The organism is Burkholderia sp. AU45388, assembly GCF_030481585.1.
GTDB classification, from domain to species: Bacteria; Pseudomonadota; Gammaproteobacteria; order Burkholderiales; family Burkholderiaceae; genus Burkholderia; species Burkholderia sola.
Window position 1 is genome coordinate 1 of record NZ_JAUJPV010000032.1, and the last position, 19444, is coordinate 19444.

Sequence of the window (19444 nt, forward strand, 5' to 3'; positions counted from 1 at the left end):
TGCACTGGGCCGCGGTTACCCGTGCGCAGGGCAAACTCCCAGCCCTGCTGCAACGACTGCGACTACGTCTGGTCGCGCTACTCAAAGAAGAACGGCCCGCTCGAAAATTCGAGCGGGCCGTGAAGGCCGTGCCAAAACGCTATGCCGTCCGCGTCCTTAAAAAGAACCTTAACTGAACGGCATTACCGCGATTGCGGGGCTTTTTCGTTGCGGCGACCGGTCCGATACGGCGGCGAACCGCCGCATGCGATCAGGTACCGCCGCTCGGCGTGTTGGCCGCCGTCAGGCGCTCGCCGCCGCCGGCATCGAGCCAGTTGCGCAGGCGCGAGGCGTCGGCGAAACGCGAGTACTTGCCGAACGAATCGAGCAGCACCATCACCATCGGCCGGCCGTGAATCGTCGCCTGCATCACGAGGCATTCGCCCGCCTCGTTGATGAAGCCCGTCTTCTGCAGGCCGATGTCCCACGAGCCGTTGCCGCGGATCAGCGCGTTGGTGCTGTTGTAGACCAGGTTGCGCTTGCCCGTGTATACCTCATAGGTGCGATCGGTCGAGAACTGGCGAATCATCGGGTACTGGTACGCCGCATTGACCATCTTCACGAGATCGCGCGCGCTCGACACGTTCGAGCTCGACAGGCCGGTCGAATTCTCGAAATGCGTATCGGTCATGCCGAGCGACTTCGCCTTCGCGTTCATCGCCGCGATGAACGCCGGACGGCCGCCCGGGTAGTAACGCGACAGCGCGGCGGCCGCGCGGTTTTCCGACGCCATCAGCGCGATGTGCAGCATGTCCTCGCGCGACAGCACCGAGCCGACCGACAGGCGCGAGCCCGTGCCCTTCTCGTAGTCGCGGTCTTCGTCGGTGACTTCGATCTGGTCGGTCATCGGCGACTTCGAGTCGAGCACGACCATGGCCGTCATCAGCTTCGAGATCGACGCGATCGGCACGACCGCGTGCGAATTCTTGTCGAACAGCGGCTCGCCGGAATTCTGGTCGACGACGTACGCGACGCTCGAGCGCAGCGCGAGTGCATCGGGCGTATCGTGCAGGCCGAACGCCTGGCCGACCGTCGGACGGCGCGGCTGGAACGCGACCTTGCGCACCGCGCCGCGATGGCCGCCACGCAGGTTGTTCGCCGCGAGCGTCACGCGCTTGCGCGACGCTTTCGCGCGCGGCGCATCGGCCTCGGCGACCTTGGCGGATTTGTCGGAGGTCGCCCTGGCCGACTTCTTCTTCGCTGACGAAGCAGGAGCGACGGCCTTTTTCTTGGCGGCGTGGGTCTTCGCAGTGGCGGCGAAGGCGTCAGCAGGCGTGACGGACGCGGTGGTCGCCAGCAACGCGACTGCGACCGACACAGCGGTGCCGAGCGTCATGCTCTGCAACAATCTGCGCGGTGAAAACGATTCGGCTTTCATTGGGGTCTGGACAAAGCGGGCGGGAGGTTTCCGCAAGTGTAGTTAAAGCTGAAAAAAAGAGCAATATTAGGCACTTACCGATCGTCTTTAAACCGGAATGTAAGAGTCGGCCAACCTCCGGCCAATCGACCCTTCCGTTCCCATCGAAAAAATCGATGGGACGCACTGCCCGACAGCGCCCGTCTCCCGATTACCACGCGGTTAATTGAGATAACGTCACTTCGGAGGCAATTTAAAGCGGGGAAAGTACGTATCCGGTGCTCGGCGTGCCCAAGGGGCCGGTCTCGACCGTGGCGGCAGCACGTCACCACGGCACGCGCATCCAAACGGCGCGTTTTTCGACAGGAACAAAAGGATAACGTTCCAAGGGCCTGTCAGGTTTACCTGTGCGTGATCATGGTGCGGCGCGTTTGCCCCGGTACCGTGCGCACCATGTGGGAACGCGCCTGAAACCGATTCCTAACGGGTGCGATAACTCGTTGTTTTATCGATAATTTGTCGCGATTGTGCAACGCACAAAAAATGCTTGACATCCGCGTTCTCTGCCCTAAAATAGGCCTCATTGCTGCGTTGCACAAAGCACGCGGCGCCGAAGTTCCCCTGCGTAGTGCCCTTTATCTTGCGATCGACGCGATCGCTTTTCAGGAGCCTGACATGTCCTTGCTGACCCCCGAGCAAATCGCCGCCGCCCAAAAAGCCAATCTCGAAAGCCTCTTCGGTCTGACGACCAAGGCGTTCGAAGGCGTCGAAAAGCTGATCGAACTCAACCTGCAAGTCGTGAAGTCGACGCTGACCGAGAGCCAGGAAAACGCGCAGCGTCTGCTGTCGGTGAAGGACGCGCAGGAACTGATCGCGCTGCAAGCGAGCCTGTCGCAGCCGGTCGCGGAAAAGGTGCTGTCGTACGGCCGTCACCTGTACGAAATCGCATCGTCGACGCAAGCCGAGTTCGCGAAGGTCGCCGAAGCGCAATTCGACGAGCAGAACAAGAAGGTCCAGGCACTCGTCGACAACGTCGCGAAGAACGCCCCGGCCGGTTCGGAAACGGCTGTCGCCGCACTGAAGTCGGCGCTGAACGCAGCGAACACCACGTACGAAACGGTTCAGAAGGCCACGAAGCAAGCGGTGGAAATCGCTGAAACGAACTTCAACGCCGCTGCTGCCGTCGCAACGAAGGCTGCAACCGCCGCCGCCGCACGTCGTTCGAGCAAGCCGGCCGCGTAAGCGTCCCCTGCTCCTGAAAGAGCCGCGCCCAGCGCGGCTTTTTCGTTTCTGGTGCCGGCACAGGCACGGGTGACAAACGGGCCCGTCACGATCGCCCCTGTCGTACGCCAGGCAAAACAAAACGCCGCCGCCCGGTTTGCCCGGGCGGCGGCGTTTTTCGTGGCCGGCGCGTGGCCGGCTGTGCCGATCGCGTTACTTCTTGCGTTGCGGCGGCAGGTCCGTACAGACGCCTTCATACAGCTCGGCGGCCATGCCGACCGATTCGCCAAGCGTCGGGTGCGGGTGGATCGTCTTGCCGATGTCCTCCGCGTCCGCGCCCATCTCGACCGCGAGACACACTTCGCTGATCAGGTCGCCCGCGTTCAGGCCGACGATCGCACCGCCGATCACGCGATGAGTTTCCTCGTCGAAGATCAGCTTCGTGAAGCCTTCGTCGCGGCCGTTCGCGATCGCGCGGCCCGAAGCGGCCCACGGGAACACGGCCTTGCCGTACTTGATGCCTTCGGCCTTGCACTGGTCTTCGGTCTTGCCGGCCCATGCCACTTCCGGATCGGTGTAGGCCACCGACGGGATCTGCAGTGCGTCGAAGTACGCCTTTTCGCCGTGCGCGGCTTCCGCGGCGACGTGGCCTTCATGCACGGCCTTGTGCGCGAGCATCGGCTGGCCGACGATATCGCCGATCGCGAAGATGTGCGGCACGTTCGTGCGCATCTGCTTGTCGACGTCGATGAAGCCGCGATCCGTGACCGCGACGCCGGCCTTGTCGGCACCGATCTTCTTGCCGTTCGGGCTGCGGCCCACCGCGACGAGCACGAGGTCGTAGCGCTGCGCTTCCGCCGGCGCCTTCTCGCCCTCGAACTTCACGTAGATGCCGTCTTCCTTCGCTTCCGCGCCGACCGTCTTGGTCTTCAGCATCACGTTGCCGAAGCGCTTCGCGTTGTACTTTTCCCAGACCTTCACGAGATCGCGATCGGCGCCCATCATCAGGCCGTCCATCATTTCGACGACGTCGATCTCGGCGCCGAGCGTCGAGTAGACCGTCGCCATTTCGAGGCCGATGATGCCGCCGCCGATCACCAGCATGCGCTTGGGCAACTGGCGCAGTTCGAGCGCGCCCGTCGAATCGACGACGCGCGGGTCTTCCGGCATGAACGGCAGCTTCACGGCCTGCGAGCCCGCGGCGATGATCGCCTGCTTGAACTTGACGACCTTCTTGCCGTTTTCGCCCTGCACTTCCATGTGGAACGGATCGACGAACGCGCCGACGCCGGTGACCACTTCGACCTTGCGCGCCTTCGCCATGCCGGCGAGGCCCGTCGTCAGTTTCTTGACGACGCCGCCCTTGAAGTCGCGCAACTTGTCGAGATCGACTTGCGGCTTGCCGAACGTGATGCCGTGCGACGCGAGCGCCGCGGCTTCCTCGACGACGAGCGACGTATGCAGCAGCGCCTTCGACGGGATGCAGCCGACGTTCAGGCACACGCCGCCGAGCGTCGAGTAACGTTCGACGAGCACGGTCTTCATGCCGAGGTCGGCGGCGCGGAACGCGGCCGAGTAGCCGCCGGGGCCAGCGCCGAGCACGAGCATGTCGCACTCGATGTCGGCGGCGCCGCTGTAGCTGCCGGCTTGCGGCGCGGGCGCCGGCGCGGCTGCGGCCGGAGCCGGTGCGGCGGCTGCGGGCGTCGGCGCTTCGGGCGCTTTCGCGGGTGCGGGCGCGGCGGCGCCTGCCGAGGCTTCGACGAGGGCGATGACGGTGCCTTGCGAGACTTTCTCGCCGGCTTTGACCTTGACTTCCTTGACGGTGCCGGCGACGTCGCTGGGCACTTCCATGGAGGCTTTATCGGATTCGAGCGTGATGAGCGTTTGCTCTTTTTCGATCACGTCGCCGGGTTTGACGTTGACTTCGATGACATCGACGCCGCTGAAATCGCCGATATCCGGAACCTTGACTTCGATGAGACTCATGACTGTCCCCTTCTTGATTGACTGCAGACAGAGGGGGAGGAACCCGCGAGAGAACCTGACTACGGCTACGGCCTGACAAAAGCAGCGAACCTGGGCAGGACCACCTTTGCCGTCCGCCCAAGGACGCGCCTTTCTTTTGGTTACTTTTCTTTGGAAGACAAAGAAAAGTGACCGCCGCCCCGCGCAGGGGCGACGCTAATAGACCGTTAGCGCAACAGGTTCAACGAAAAGGCGTGGACAAAAACCGAACACAAACCCACACCCCCGCGAGCCCCACCCCGCTCATCAAAGAATGATGCGACGGAAATCCCCGAGCAACGCTCCGAGATACGCATTGAACCGCGCGGCTTCCGCGCCATCGATGACACGATGGTCATACGACAGCGACAGCGGCAGCATGAGCCGCGGCACGAACTGCTTGCCGTCCCACACCGGCTTCATCTGGCCGCGCGACAACCCGAGGATCGCCACTTCCGGCGCGTTGATGATCGGCGTGAAGTTCGTCCCGCCGATCCCGCCGAGCGACGAGATCGAGAAGCAGCCGCCCTGCATCTGGTCCGGCTTCAGCTTGCCTTCGCGCGCGGCCTTCGACAGGTCGCTCATTTCCTTCGCGATGTCGACGAGGCCCTTCTTGTCCGCATCGCGGATCACCGGCACGACGAGGCCGTTCGGCGTATCGGCCGCGAAACCGACGTGGAAGTACTGCTTGAACACGAGGTTGTCGCCGTCGAGGCTCGCGTTGAAGGTCGGGAATTTCTTCAGCGCGGCGACGACCGCCTTGATCACGAACGCGAGCATCGTGAACTTCACGCCCGCCTTTTCGTGTTCCTTGTTCAGCTGCACGCGCAGCGCTTCGAGCTCGGTGATGTCCGCTTCGTCGTTGTTCGTGACGTGCGGGATCATCACCCAGTTGCGATGCAAGTTCGCGCCCGAGATCTTCTTGATGCGCGACAGCGGCTTCGCCTCGAACGGGCCGAACTTCGAGAAATCGACCTTCGGCCAGGGCAGCAGGTTCAGCTCGCCGCCTGCCGGCGCGGCTGCCGCGGCCGGCGCCGCGCGCTGGCCCGTCATCACGCCCTTCACGAAGCCCGTGATGTCTTCCTTCGTGATGCGGCCCTTCGGACCCGAGCCCTGCACGCGCGCGACATCGACGCCGAGTTCACGTGCGAACTTGCGGACCGACGGCGATGCGTGGCTCGCGCGATATTCGCCCGACGGTGCGGCGGCCGGCGCCGCGGCAGCCGGCGCCGGCGCAGCCTTCGCGGGTGCCGGTGCGGCGGCGGGCGCCGGCGCGGCAGCGGCCGGAGCCGGTGTGCTGGCCTGCGGTGCGGCGGCAGCCGATGCGCCGGCGGCTTCGAGCAGCACGATCAGCGTGCCTTCCGACACCGAATCGCCCACCTTGACCTTGATGTCCTTCACGACGCCGGCGGCCGGGCTCGGCACGTCCATCGTCGCCTTGTCCGACTCGAGCGTGACGAGCGACTGTTCCTTCTCGACCGTGTCGCCGACCTTCACGCCGATCTCGATCACCGGGACGTCCTTGTAGTCGCCGATGTCGGGCACCTTCACTTCGAGCGTGCCGCCGGATGCTGCCGGTGCGGCAGCGGACGCGGCGGCGGCCGGGGCCGGCGCTGCTGCCGGGGCCGGAGCGGCTGCCGGCGCGGCCGCGCCGTTCGCCTGCGCGCCTGCGCCGCTTTCGAGCAGGACGATCAGCGAGCCTTCCGACACGGAATCGCCGACCTTGACCTTGATTTCCTTCACGACGCCGCCCACCGGGCTCGGGACGTCCATCGTCGCCTTGTCCGACTCGAGCGTGACGAGCGACTGCTCGGGCTCGACCGTATCGCCGACCTTCACGCCGATCTCGATGACCGGCACGTCCTTGTAATCGCCGATATCCGGCACCTTCACTTCGATCGCTTGACTCATCTGTTTCTGTCTCCATGGCCGCGCGCGCTCCTCGCCGGAGCGGCGCGCGGCATCACACGGCGTGTGCGTTAAACGGTCATCGGGTTGGGCTTGGACGGATCGAGGTTGTACTTGGCGATCGCGTCCGCGACCACCTTGCGCTCGATCGTGCCTTCGTCGGCCAGCGCGTTGAGCGCGGCGACGGTGACCCAGTGACGGTCGACTTCGAAGAAGTGACGCAGCTTCTCGCGGGTGTCCGAACGGCCGAAGCCGTCGGTGCCCAGCACGACGAAGCGGCGATCGATCTGGCCGCGGATCTGGTCGACCAGCGCACGGACGTAGTCGGTCGATGCGATGACCGGGCCCTGCGTGTCCTTCAGGCACTTCTGCACGTGCGACAGGCGACGCTCCTCGGTCGGATGGAGCAGGTTCCAGCGCTCGACCTGATGGCCTTCGCGCGCGAGTTCGGTGAAGCTCGGCACGCTCCACAGATCGGCGGCGACGCCCCAGTCGTTCTTGAGCAGGTCGGCGGCGGCGATCACTTCGTTGAAGATCGTGCCCGCGCCGAGCAGCTGGACGCGCGGCGCCTTCTTGTCGGCGTCGGCCTTCCTGAACGCGTACATGCCCTTGATGATGTCGGCCGCCACGTGCTCGCCCTGCGGAATCGCCGGGTGCTCGTAGTTCTCGTTCATCACCGTGATGTAGTAGTACACGTCTTCCTGGTCCTGCACCATGCGGCGCAGGCCGTCCTGGATGATCACCGCGAGTTCGTAGCCGAACGTCGGGTCGTAGCTCACGCAGTTCGGCACCGATGCCGCCCACAGCAGCGAGTGGCCGTCTTCGTGCTGCAGGCCTTCGCCGTTCAGCGTCGTGCGGCCCGCGGTGCCGCCCAGCAGGAAGCCGCGCGAACGCATGTCGCCCGCGGCCCATGCCAGGTCGCCGATCCGCTGGAAGCCGAACATCGAATAGAAGATGTAGAACGGCACCATGATCTCGCCGTGCGTCGAATACGACGTCGCCGCCGCGATCCAGTCGCACATGCCGCCCGCTTCGTTGATGCCTTCCTGCAGGATCTGGCCGGTCTGCGATTCCTTGTAGAACATCAGCTGGTCGGAATCTTCCGGCACGTACTTCTGGCCTTCCTGGTTCCAGATGCCGATCTGACGGAACAGCCCTTCCATGCCGAACGTGCGCGATTCGTCCGGGACGATCGGCACGACGCGCTTGCCGAGCGCCTTGTCCTTCAGCAGGATGTTCAGGATCCGCACGAACGCCATCGTCGTCGAGATCTCGCGGCCTTCGCCCGTGCCCTTCAACAGCGGCTCGAACGCGTCGAGCGCCGGCACCGGCAGCGACGTCGCCTTTTCGCGGCGATGCGGCAGGTAGCCGCCGAGGTCCATGCGCTTCTGGCGCATGTATTCGAGTTCCTTCGAGCCTTCGTCGAACTTCAGGTACGGCACGTCGGCGATCTGCTCGTCTGTGATCGGCAGGCGGAACTGGTCACGGAACTTCTTCAGTTGCTCGACCGGCAGCTTCTTCTGCTGGTGCGTGATGTTCATCGCCTGGCCCGACTCGCCCATCCCGTAGCCCTTGATGGTCTTCGCGAGAATGACGGTCGGCGCGCCCTTCGTGTTCGTGGCTTCGTGGAACGCCGCGTAGATCTTGTGCGGATCGTGGCCGCCGCGGTTCAGCGCCCAGATGTCGTCGTCCGACCAGTCGGCGACGAGCGCCTTCAGTTCAGGCGAGTTGAAGAAGTGTTCGCGAACGTACGCGCCCGACTCCGACTTGTACGTCTGGTATTCGCCGTCGACGCATTCCATCATCCGGCGCATCAGCGCGCCCGACTTGTCGCGCGCGAACAGCGCATCCCAGCGGCTGCCCCAGATGACCTTGATCACGTTCCAGCCGGCGCCGCGGAATTCCGATTCGAGTTCCTGGATGATCTTGCCGTTGCCGCGCACCGGGCCATCGAGACGCTGCAGGTTGCAGTTGATCACGAACACGAGGTTGTCGAGCTTCTCGCGGCTCGCCATGCCGATCGCGCCGAGCGATTCCGGCTCGTCCGTCTCGCCGTCGCCGAGGAACGCCCATACCTTGCGGCCTTCCGTCTTCGCGATGCCGCGCGACTCCAGGTACTTCATGAAGCGCGCCTGGTAGATCGCCATGATCGGGCCCAGACCCATCGACACGGTCGGGAATTGCCAGAAATCCGGCATCAGCCACGGGTGCGGGTACGACGAAATGCCCTTGCCGTCGACTTCCTGGCGGAAGTTGTCGAGCTGCTCTTCCTTCAGGCGGCCGAGCAGGAACGCGCGCGAGTACACGCCCGGCGACGAGTGGCCCTGCACGAACACGAGATCGCCGCCGTGCTGGTCGGACGCCGCGTGCCAGAAATGGTTGTAGCCGACGTCGTAGAGCGTCGCGGCCGACGCGAACGATGCGATGTGGCCGCCGACGTTCGTGTCCTTGCCTGCACGCAGCACCATCGCCAGCGCGTTCCAGCGCGTGTACGAGCGGATGCGGTGCTCGATGTCCTGGTCGCCCGGGATCTTCGCCTGGGCTTCGAGCGGAATCGTGTTGATGTACGGGGTATTGGCGGAAAACGGCAGGTGCTCGCCGTGCATGCGGGCGAATTCGATCTGCTTTTCGATCAGGTAATGCGCACGGCCGGTGCCCACGGAGGAGATCACGCCATCGAGCGACTCCAGCCACTCGACGGTTTCTTGCGGGTCGTCGTCACGTTCGGCGGCGACATACTTCATCACTTCGTTCGGTACAGCGGACATTCTCGTCTCCTGGGTCCTGGAATGTGAGGATCGCTCTCGTGCAGACGACGCGGCGCGACCGGCTGCGGGCAAGCTCCGACGGATTGTAATGAGCGTGGACGGCCGCGCGCAACACAATTTTCGAATTATGAGATCTTTTCTCGTCATGCGAAATATTGCTGCGCTGCACCCATATTCCGGGGCTCCGCGGCCCGTCTCGTCGGAACAAAACCGTTTCCGTTCAACATATCCGGCATCGGTTTTCCATGTATTGCGCTGCGCTACAATCCTGCCATGTTGACCGATCGGCTTTTCGCACGCTCGGCGCGACCGCCGGGCCCGCCGGCGGAGTCGCAGCCGTCTCGTTGGCACCACGGACCGTGGTGGTCCAATTCCTATTTGCTGACGCCGCTGCTGTCGATCCTGGTGTTCCTCGTCGTGATGAGCCTCATCCTGTGGAGCCTCAACCGGCGCGAACAGCAGCAGCAGGAAGACACCCTGTTTCGCAACGTCGCGTGGGCCCAGCAGCAGATCCGCCTGTCGATGACGGGCGCGCAGGAACAGTTGCAGGCGCTGTCGCGCGACCTCGCATCCGGCCGCCTCGACCAGAACGCGTTCCAGATGGCCGTCGCGGACGTGATGCAGACGCATCCGGAAATCCTCTACCTGAACTGGTACACGGCGCCGGGCGTGCAGCGCTGGCCGACCGTGCATCCGCCGCTGCTCGGCCAGCGGCTCGCGAAGCCCGGCGACGCGCAGATGCAGGACGCCGTGCGCGGCGCGTACGACGAGGCGCGCACCACGCGCCGCCAGGCCTATTCGCCGCTGATCTACGACGAGTTCGGCAACGGCTTCATCACGTTGCAGACGCCCGTGATGCGCGGCGACCGCGAATATCTCGGCTCGCTCGCCGCGGTGTTTTCGGTCGAGGGCATCCTGAAGCACGACATTCCGCAGGAACTGTCGTCGAAGTACAAGATCTCGATCACCGATTCGAACAACCGGGAACTGTCGTCCACGTCGACGCGCCCGCGCCTGCCGCGCGACTCGCACTACGATCTTCCGCTCGACCCGCCCGGCCACGGGCTGACGGTGCGCGTGTATGCGTTCCCGCAACTCACGAACCTGACCAACAACACGCTCGTGTGGCTCGTCGCCGGCCTGTCGTGCTTCGTGCTGTGGAGCCTCTGGAGCCTGTGGAAGCACACCCGCCAGCGCTTCGAGGCGCAGCAGGCGCTGTACGCGGAAGCGTTCTTCCGCCGCGCGATGGAAAACTCGGTGCTGATCGGCATGCGCGTGCTCGACATGCACGGCCGCATCACGCACGTGAACCCCGCGTTCTGCCGGATGACCGGCTGGGACGAGACCGATCTGGTCGGCAAGGTCGCGCCGTTCCCGTACTGGCCGCGCGACGCGTACCCCGAAATGCAGCGCCAGCTCGACATGACGCTGCGCGGCAAGGCGCCGAGCTCGGGCTTCGAGCTGCGCGTGCGGCGCAAGAACGGCACGCTGTTCCATGCACGCCTGTACGTGTCGCCGCTGATCGACAGTTCGGGCCGCCAGACGGGCTGGATGTCGTCGATGACCGACATCACCGAGCCGAAGCGCGCGCGGGAAGAACTCGCGGCCGCGCACGAACGCTTCACGACGGTGCTCGAAAGCCTCGACGCCGCGGTGTCGGTGCTCGCCGCCGACGAAGCCGAGCTGCTGTTCGCGAACCGCTACTACCGCCACCTGTTCGGCATTCGCCCGGACGGCCATCTGGAGTTGTCCGGCGGCGGCTTCGACCGCGCGCAGGCGTCGTCCGACTCGATCGACATGGTCGACGCGTTCGCGGGCCTGCCCGCCGCCGCGCTGACGAGCAGCACGGCGGACGCGCAGGAAGTGTACGTCGAGAGCATTCAGAAGTGGTTCGAGGTGCGTCGTCAGTACATCCAGTGGGTGGACGGCCACCTCGCGCAGATGCAGATCGCGACCGACATCACGACCCGCAAGAAGGCGCAGGAACTTGCGCACCAGCAGGAAGAAAAGCTGCAGTTCACGAGCCGATTGATGACGATGGGCGAAATGGCGTCGTCGATTGCTCACGAATTGAATCAGCCGCTCGCCGCGATCAACAACTACTGTTCTGGAACGCTCGCGCTCGTGAAGAGCGGCCGCGGCACGCCGGAGACGCTCCAGCCCGCGCTGGAAAAGACCGCGCAGCAGGCGCTGCGCGCGGGGATGATCGTCAAGCGGATCCGCGAATTCGTAAAGCGCAGCGAGCCGAAGCGCCAGCCGGCGCGGGTCGCGGACATCGTCGCCGACGCGGTCGGGCTCGCCGAAATCGAGGCCAGGAAGCGCAGGATCCGGATCGTCACGGAAATCCTCGCAAGAATGCCTATTATTTATGTCGACCCCGTGTTGATCGAGCAGGTGCTCGTGAACCTGATGAAAAACGCAGCCGAGGCGATGGCCGACGTGAAACCCGCGTCGGTGGACGGCGTGATCCGCGTCGTCGCCGACATCGACGCCGGCTTCGTCGACATCCGTGTGATCGACCAGGGCCCGGGCGTCGACGAAGCGACCGCCGAGCGCCTGTTCGAACCGTTTTACAGCACCAAGTCCGATGGCATGGGCATGGGGCTGAACATCTGCCGTTCGATCATCGAATCGCATCGGGGGCGTCTGTGGGTGGTCAACAACGTCGAGCCGGATGGCCGCATTTCCGGCGCGACGTTCCACTGCAGCCTGCCCATTGGGGAACCCGCTGATCTCGGCCAAGGGGGGCGCGAGGCATCGGCATCACATACCGTTACGGGAGAACTATGAATAGCCCTGTCACCACCACTCAGGAAACCGTCTTTGTCGTCGACGACGACGAGGCCGTACGGGACTCGCTGCGCTGGCTGCTGGAGGCGAACGGCTATCGCGTGCAATGCTTCTCGAGCGCCGAGCAGTTCCTCGATGCGTATCAGCCGGCGCAGCAGGCCGGCCAGATCGCGTGCCTGATCCTCGACGTGCGGATGTCCGGCATGAGCGGCCTCGAATTGCAGGAACGCCTGATCGCCGACAATGCCGCGCTGCCGATCATCTTCGTCACGGGCCACGGCGACGTGCCGATGGCCGTGTCGACGATGAAAAAGGGTGCGATGGACTTTATCGAGAAACCGTTCGACGAAGCCGAGCTGCGCAAGCTCGTCGAGCGGATGCTCGACAAGGCCCGAAGCGAAAGCAAGAGCGTCCAGGAGCAGCGTGCCGCGAGCGAACGCCTGTCGAAGCTGACCGCGCGCGAGCAGCAGGTGCTCGAACGGATCATCGCGGGCCGCCTGAACAAGCAGATCGCCGACGACCTCGGCATCAGCATCAAGACGGTCGAGGCACACCGCGCGAACATCATGGAAAAGCTCAACGTCAACACGGTGGCCGACCTGCTGCGCCTCGCGCTGTCGAAGAAGCAGGCCTGATCGGGTTCTCCGGCCGGGGCGGCACGGCCCGCCCCGGCCGGCCCGCAACCGGTATTTGCCGCCCCGCGCGATGCGGCCCACTCGCGCGGCGGCGGCCGTTCCTCCCGGCGCACGCGCGCCGCGGCCATGACGCTTCCCGTTGATTCGCTGTCGGACGGCGGCAGGCGAACGGTATAATTACGTGCTTTGCTACGGCGCTTCGAGCGCCGTACGCCCGCATTCCAACTTCCCGGCAGGACCCACCACCATGACAGCCCTCCTCATCGACGGCAACGCCCTTTCGAAGACCTTGCGCGCCCAGGCCGCCGAACGCGCCGCCGCGCTGACCGCCCGCGGCCACCAGCCCGGTCTCGCGGTGATCCTCGTCGGCGCGAACCCGGCGAGCGAAGTCTACGTGCGCAACAAGATCAAGGCATGCGAGGACAACGGCTTCTTCTCGCAGAAGGATGCGTACCCGGCCACGCTGTCGGAAGCCGACCTGCTCGCGCGCATCGACGAACTGAACCGCGACCCGAAGATCCACGGCATCCTCGTCCAGTTGCCGCTGCCCGCGCATATCGACAGCCACAAGGTGATCGAGGCGATCGCGCCGGAGAAGGACGTCGACGGCTTTCACGTCGCGAACGCGGGCGCGCTGATGACCGGCAAGCCGCTGTTCCGTCCGTGCACGCCGTACGGCGTGATGAAGATGTTCGAAGCGCACGGCATCGCGCTGCAAGGCGCGAATGCGGTGGTGATCGGCCGCTCGAACATCGTCGGCAAGCCGATGGCGATGATGCTGCTCGACGCCGGCGCGACCGTGACGATCTGCCACAGCAAGACGCGCGACCTCGCCGCGCATACGCGCCAGGCCGACATCGTGGTCGCCGCGGTCGGCAAGCGCAACATCCTGACCGCCGACATGGTGAAGCCGGGCGCGACGGTGATCGACGTCGGCATGAACCGCGATGACGCGGGCAAGCTGTGCGGCGACGTCGATTTCGCGGGCGTGAAGGAAGTCGCCGGCTACATCACGCCGGTGCCGGGCGGCGTCGGCCCGATGACGATCACGATGCTGCTGATCAACACGATCGAATCCGCCGAACGCGCGGCGGCCGCCGCAGCCTGACGCTGCATTTGCCCGGCCGGCGGCGGTTGCGCGCGCCGGCGCCTCGCCAGCCGCCATCGCGCGGCTGCATCGCGCCTGCCGGCGCGCGGGACGCGCCTCGCCGGCCGCGCCTCGCCGGCCACTCCTTGCCGGCCGCGCCTCGTCGGCCACCCGCATCCGACCCTGCGTCAATCGCGTCATTAGAAACTAACGATTGGAAAGCGCACGATGCGCCCCAATAATGTCGGTATCGGGCGCCGCCTCATCGCGCCTCACCCTTTTCACCCCGGTTCATCCGGCAACAGACAGGGAGTCTTAATGTCCGCCAGCGCCAACCCCAATCCGCTCCTCGACTTCTCCGGCCTGCCCCGTTTCGGAGAGATCCGCCCGGAACACGTGACGCCCGCGCTCGATACGCTGCTCGATGCCGCCGGCCGTGCGGTCGAAACGGCGAGCGCGAGCGAGACGCCGTCGACCTGGGCCGCCGTCGTCGAGACGGTCGAGCGGGCCACGGAGCCGCTCGGCCGCGCGTGGGGCATCGTCGGCCACCTGAATGCGGTCGCCGACACGCCCGAACTGCGCGCCGCCTACGGTGAAAACCTGCCGCGCGTGACCGAGTTCTGGTCGAGCGTCGGCCAGAATCTCGCGCTGTACGAAAAGTACAAGGCGATCGCCGCGAGCACCGAATACGCGACGCTGTCCGCCGAGCGCAAGAAGATCCTCGACAATGCGCTGCGCGACTTCCGCCTGTCGGGCGCCGAACTGCCCGAGGACCAGAAGCCGCGCTTCGCGGAATTGCAGGAACAGCAGGCCGCGCTGTCGAAGGCATTCTCCGATCACGTGCTCGACGCGACCAATGCGTACGCGTACTTCGCGAAGGACGAAGCCGAGCTCGCCGGCCTGCCCGGCGACGCGACCGAGGCCGCCCGCGAAGCCGCGCAGAAGGACGGCAAGGAAGGCTGGAAATTCACGCTGCATTTCCCGTCGTACTTCCCGGTACTGCAGTACGCGGACAACCGCGCGCTGCGCGAAACGCTCTACCGTGCCTATGCGACGCGCGCGTCGGAGCTCGGGCCGCAGTACGGGGCCGGCAAGGCCGAATGGGACAACACGGCGATCGTCGCCGACGCACTGAAGCTGCGCCGCGAAGAGGCGCAGATGCTCGGCTACCGCAACTTCGCCGAAGTGTCGCTCGCGCCGAAGATGGCCGAATCGCCGCAGCAGGTGATCGCGTTCCTCGAGGATCTCGCGACACGTGCCCGCCCGCACGCGGACAGGGACTGGGACGAGTTGCGCACGTTCGCCGCGAAGGAGCTCGGCCTCGCCGAACTCGCGCCGTGGGACGTCGCGTACGCGGCCGAGAAGCTCCGCCAGCAGCGCTACGCGTTCTCGGAAAACGAGGTCAAGCAGTACTTCCCGGAACCGGCCGCGCTGAAGGGCCTGTTCACCGTCACCGAAACGCTGTTCGGCGTGAAGATCAAGCCGGACGACGCGCCGGTGTGGCACAAGGACGTGCGCTTCTTCCGCGTCGAGAACCGCGACGGCTCGCTCGTCGCGCAGTTCTATCTCGACCTGTACGCCCGCGAAGGCAAGCGCGGCGGCGCGTGGATGGACGACGCGCGTTCGCGCGCGAAGCGCGGCAGCGACGTGCAGACGCCCGTCGCGTACCTGACCTGCAACTTCTCCGCGCCGGTGGGCGGCAAGCCCGCATGCTTCACGCACGACGAGGTCATCACGCTGTTCCATGAATTCGGCCACGGGCTGCACCACATGCTCACGCGCGTCGACGAGCTCGGCGTGTCGGGCATCAACGGCGTCGAATGGGATGCGGTCGAACTGCCGTCGCAGTTCATGGAGAACTTCTGCTGGGAATGGGACGTGCTGTCGTCGATGTCGTCGCACGTCGATACGGGCGCGTCGCTGCCGCGCGAGCTGTTCGACAAGATGATCGCCGCGAAGAATTTCCAGAGCGGGCTCGGCACGCTGCGCCAGATCGTGTTCTCGATGTTCGACATGCTGCTGCACGTCGACTTCGACCCGGCCGGCGCCACCGGCGTGACCGCGTTCGCGCGCGAGATCAACGAGCGCTATCACGTGATCCCGCAGGCGGCATTCTCGCGCTGGCCGAACACGTTCAGCCACATCTTCGCGGGCGGCTACGCGGCCGGCTACTACAGCTACAAGTGGGCCGAGGTGCTGTCGGCCGACGCGTACGCGGCGTTCGAGGAAGCGGCCGCCACCGGCGGCAGCGTGCTCGACGCGGCAACCGGCACGCGCTATCGCCGAGAAATCCTCGAGGTCGGCGGCAGCCGTCCGGCAATGGAGTCGTTCAAGGCGTTCCGCGGCCGCGAGCCGCAGATCGACGCGCTGCTGCGCCACAACGGGATGGCCGAGGCCGCGCACTGAGCGCGCGGCCCGGCCCTTCCGGCCGTGCAGGCTGCATCGACAGGCACCGCTTCGGCGGTGCCTTTTTTCATGGCGCGGGCGTGTCGTCGCCCACTGCGTCGTCGAACAGCAGGAACTGCCCGTGGCGCTCGGCCGTGTCCTCGTCGATGCGCACGCCGACGCCGAGCAGCCGCACCGGCTGCGCGCGCCGCGACAACCCCTTCGCGAGCAGCGTGACGGCCGTCTCGGCATTCGTCGCGTCGGCCACGCACTCGACCGTCGTGCGCTGGAAATCGGCGAAACGGATCTTCACGTACAGCTTGCGGATCGACCGCGCGGCGCCGGCGCGATCGATGCGCGCGTCGAGTTGCACGACGAGGCGGCGGATTTCGTCCGCGCATTGCTCGAGCGTCGTCAGGTCGGTCACGTAGGTCGTCTCGACGCTGACCGACTTGCGCTCCTGGTCGGCCTGCACGGGCCGCTCGTCGATCCCGCGCGACAGTTCGTACAACCGGCGCCCGAACGCGCCGAATTCGCGGTGCAGGTCGATCAGCGGCCAGTCGCGCAACTGCGCGCAGGTCTGGATGCCGAGCCGGTCGAGCCGCGTGGCCGTCACCTTGCCGACGCCATGCAGCTTGCGCACCGGCAGCGCCGCGACGAACGCGTCGATCTCGTGCGGCCGCACGACGAACAGCCCGTCGGGCTTGTTCCAGTCGGACGCGATCTTCGCGATGAACTTGTTCGGCGCGACGCCCGCCGATACGGTCACGCCGACCGTATCGCGCACCCGCTCGCGGATCTCGCGCGCAATCAGCGTCGCACTGCCCTGGCAGCGTTCCGACCCGCTGACGTCGAGATACGCCTCGTCGAGCGACAGTGGCTCGACGTCGGGCGTGTAGTCGCGATAGATCGCCATGATCTGCCGCGACGCCGCACGATACTTGTCCATCGCGGACGGCAGGATCAGCAGGTCCGGACATTTGCGCATCGCCAGCGCCGACGACATCGCCGAATGCACGCCGTAGCGCCGCGCCTCGTAGTTGCAGGTCGCGATCACGCCGCGCTGGTCGGGCCGGCCGCCGACCGCGAGCGGCCGGTTGCGCAGCGACGGGTCGTCGCGCATCTCGACCGATGCGTAGAAACAGTCGCAGTCGCAGTGAATGATCTTGCGCATGCGCGGCAGCGCGTCGCCGGGCGGCGGCTGGGGCGGATCGGCAGGCGGAATGGTGGTCGGGCTCACGGTGCCGATACTGTACAAAAACACAGTGCCGGTTTCAACTGCCGCGTATTGTCCGGAGCCGGCCGCCCGGCCACCCAAGATCGGCTGCGCCGCACCGGGCCGGTTTGCGCGGACCGTACCGGCCGGGCGCGGGCAGCGACGCCTATACTCGTCTGCCGCGGTACACGAAACGCAAAGGTGACGGATGAAAACGATCGGACTGATCGGCGGCATGAGCTGGGAATCGTCGGCGGAGTACTACCGGATGATCAACCGGCACTCGAAGGCATTGCACGGCGGCCATCACAACGCGAAGAGCGTGCTGGTCACGGTCGACTTCGCCGAGATCGAAGCGCTGCAGCGCACGCACGACTGGGCCGCGCTCGGCGAACGGATGGCCGACGCCGCGCGGCAGCTCGAAGCGGCCGGCGCCGATCTCGTCGTCCTGACGACCAATACGATGCATCGCGTGCACGACGCGATCGAAGCCGCGGTGACGCTGCCGTTCCTGCACATCGCCGACCCGACCGGCAACGCGCTGCGCGACGCGGGCGTCGAGCGCGTCGCCCTGCTCGGCACGCGCTACACGATGGAGCTGCCGTTCTATGCGGAACGGCTGCGCGGGAAGTTCGGGCTCGACGTGATGGTGCCGGACGAACGCGGGCGCGACGACGTGCACCGGATCATCTACGACGAGCTGTGCCATGGCGTCGTCTCGGCAGCCTCGCGCGCAACGTATGTGTCGATCATCGACGAACTGGCGAAGCACGGCGCGCAGGCCGTGATCCTCGGCTGTACGGAAATCACGCTGCTGATCGGCGCGGACGATTCGCCGCTGCCGGTATTCGATACGACCGCGCTGCACGCGAAGGCGGCCGTCGAGTGGGCCGCGCGCTGAACGACGCGCGCCATCGCGCAGCGGCAACCGTCGCCGGATGGCATCGCCGCATTGTTCCGCGCCGCGGGATTCATTCTCCCGGGGCGCGCCTCGCCGCGCGCCCGACTCCGTGCTCTCGCCCGCCACACGGGCCTGGCGCGCCCGGCCCGCGAATCACCCGACGCGGTTCGCGCGGGCGCGCCGACACGACTGGTTATCCATTGGTAATAAAGTGACCGCAAATTGGTACGCGAGCAGCGGCGCCCATTCGACGCTGCTCGTCGCGGTCTCTTTTCCACCAACAGGAAACAGGAAGATGAAGAAACTCAGCATCGCACTCGGCGCGTTGCTCGCCGTCTCGTCCACGCTCACGGCGCACGCCGACCCCAACATCACCGCATCGGCGGCCTCGACGCCCAGGGACGGCTTTGATCGCATGACGTGGGAGATCACGCCCGAAGTCGTGCCGACCAACGCCAACCGCAGTTACTACTGGGCCAACCAGGTGTCGTCCGACCACGGCGGGCACCCGATCTACACCGGCATCCAGCCGCGCACGCAAGGCAGCAACCTGGTGATCGTCAGCGCGTTCGGCACCGGTACGAGGCCGCTGTCCGCGAATTGCCGCAGCGGCGCCGACGGCGGTGCCGGAACGTCGTGCTCGATCGCTTACCCGTGGAAAACCGGCCATGCCTATCGGCTGCAGATCACCGTGAAGCAGGCCGATCGCAGCGACGGGCGCTCCACCGTCGACGGCTTCATCACGGACGTCGCCACCGGCACCACGACGCCGACGGGCAGCATTGCGGTGCCGGCCGACTGGGGCGGCCTGTCGAGCTCGGCTTATCTGTTCGACGAGTACTTGCCGTTCAACGCGGCGTCGAAGGACCCGATGCAACGCCCATGCGTGCCGTACGCGCGCCACACGACGTCGCTGCCGCATTTCTACCTGAAGGATGTGGACTACCCGACGGCCGAGCGATCGATCCGGCTGAATACGGGCAAGGACAAGTGCGCGGTGCTGTCGGGCACGCCCAACGGGCGGGCCACGCTGGTCAACACGACGACCTATCTGCTCGAGAACGGCTTCCTGCCGGGGAGCCCCGGCGCACCGAAATAACGAAGCCGGACGCGAAAAACAAAAAACCCGGCAC

The 19444-nt window shown here is 65.8% G+C and carries 13 protein-coding genes; 7 read left to right on the forward strand and 6 right to left on the reverse strand.

Translation table 11 applies throughout. The features are described 5' to 3' along the window. Nucleotides 1-250: 250 nt before the first annotated feature. Nucleotides 251-1417, reverse strand: a complete 1167-nt coding sequence (pbpG, locus tag QZM72_RS32920; RefSeq protein WP_089467813.1) for a D-alanyl-D-alanine endopeptidase — start codon at nucleotides 1415-1417, stop codon at nucleotides 251-253. Between the two features lie 654 nt (nucleotides 1418-2071). On the opposite strand from pbpG, the gene QZM72_RS32925 reads away from it, so the two are divergent. Next, nucleotides 2072-2638, forward strand: coding sequence for a phasin family protein (locus QZM72_RS32925; RefSeq protein ID WP_089467814.1), 567 nt, complete (start codon nucleotides 2072-2074; stop codon nucleotides 2636-2638). Between the two features lie 192 nt (nucleotides 2639-2830). On the opposite strand, the gene lpdA is transcribed toward QZM72_RS32925, so the two are convergent. The 3 genes from lpdA to aceE form a co-directional block, all read right to left on the reverse strand. Next, nucleotides 2831-4603, reverse strand: coding sequence for a dihydrolipoyl dehydrogenase (lpdA, locus tag QZM72_RS32930; protein WP_301740191.1), 1773 nt, complete (start codon nucleotides 4601-4603; stop codon nucleotides 2831-2833). 285 nt (nucleotides 4604-4888) lie between these two features. Then, complete coding sequence (gene aceF, locus QZM72_RS32935) at nucleotides 4889-6532, reverse strand: dihydrolipoyllysine-residue acetyltransferase (protein ID WP_301740192.1); 1644 nt, start codon at nucleotides 6530-6532, stop codon at nucleotides 4889-4891. 68 nt (nucleotides 6533-6600) lie between these two features. Then, complete coding sequence (aceE, locus tag QZM72_RS32940) at nucleotides 6601-9297, reverse strand: pyruvate dehydrogenase (acetyl-transferring), homodimeric type (RefSeq protein ID WP_089467817.1); 2697 nt, start codon at nucleotides 9295-9297, stop codon at nucleotides 6601-6603. 273 nt (nucleotides 9298-9570) lie between these two features. On the opposite strand from aceE, the gene fixL reads away from it, so the two are divergent. The 4 genes from fixL (at nucleotide 9571) to QZM72_RS32960 (ending at nucleotide 16215) form a co-directional block, all read left to right on the forward strand. Continuing rightward, entirely contained in the window at nucleotides 9571-12087 is a 2517-nt protein-coding gene (fixL, locus tag QZM72_RS32945; protein ID WP_301740193.1) for an oxygen sensor histidine kinase FixL, read from the forward strand. After that, nucleotides 12084-12722 carry an oxygen response regulator transcription factor FixJ gene (gene fixJ / locus QZM72_RS32950; protein ID WP_006493245.1) on the forward strand — a complete coding sequence of 213 codons (639 nt, stop codon included), beginning with the start codon at nucleotides 12084-12086 and terminating at the stop codon, nucleotides 12720-12722. Before fixL ends, fixJ begins: the two co-directional genes overlap by 4 nt. A 247-nt stretch (nucleotides 12723-12969) precedes the next feature. Further along, entirely contained in the window at nucleotides 12970-13830 is an 861-nt protein-coding gene (gene folD / locus QZM72_RS32955) for a bifunctional methylenetetrahydrofolate dehydrogenase/methenyltetrahydrofolate cyclohydrolase FolD (RefSeq protein ID WP_089467820.1), read from the forward strand. A gap of 297 nt (nucleotides 13831-14127) precedes the next feature. Further along, nucleotides 14128-16215 (forward strand): M3 family metallopeptidase, encoded by a 2088-nt coding sequence (locus tag QZM72_RS32960; protein WP_301740194.1) that lies wholly within the window; start codon nucleotides 14128-14130, stop codon nucleotides 16213-16215. A gap of 67 nt (nucleotides 16216-16282) precedes the next feature. Here the strand turns inward: QZM72_RS32960 and dinB are convergent, their stop codons facing one another. Then, nucleotides 16283-17458: a DNA polymerase IV gene (dinB, locus tag QZM72_RS32965; protein ID WP_301740195.1), complete on the reverse strand. Its 1176-nt coding sequence runs from the start codon at nucleotides 17456-17458 to the stop codon at nucleotides 16283-16285. 160 nt (nucleotides 17459-17618) lie between these two features. On the opposite strand from dinB, the gene QZM72_RS32970 reads away from it, so the two are divergent. Further along, nucleotides 17619-18311 carry an aspartate/glutamate racemase family protein gene (locus QZM72_RS32970; RefSeq protein ID WP_301740196.1) on the forward strand — a complete coding sequence of 231 codons (693 nt, stop codon included), beginning with the start codon at nucleotides 17619-17621 and terminating at the stop codon, nucleotides 18309-18311. A 153-nt stretch (nucleotides 18312-18464) separates the two neighbouring features. Here the strand turns inward: QZM72_RS32970 and QZM72_RS32975 are convergent, their stop codons facing one another. After that, nucleotides 18465-18623, reverse strand: coding sequence for a hypothetical protein (locus tag QZM72_RS32975; protein WP_301740197.1), 159 nt, complete (start codon nucleotides 18621-18623; stop codon nucleotides 18465-18467). Between QZM72_RS32975 and QZM72_RS32980 the strand changes: the two genes are divergently transcribed. Beyond that, on the forward strand, nucleotides 18607-19410 hold the full coding sequence (locus QZM72_RS32980) for a hypothetical protein (RefSeq protein WP_301740198.1): 804 nt from the start codon (nucleotides 18607-18609) through the stop codon (nucleotides 19408-19410). The two genes, QZM72_RS32975 and QZM72_RS32980, sit on opposite strands and share 17 nt — an antisense overlap. The last annotated feature ends 34 nt before the right edge of the window (nucleotides 19411-19444 follow it).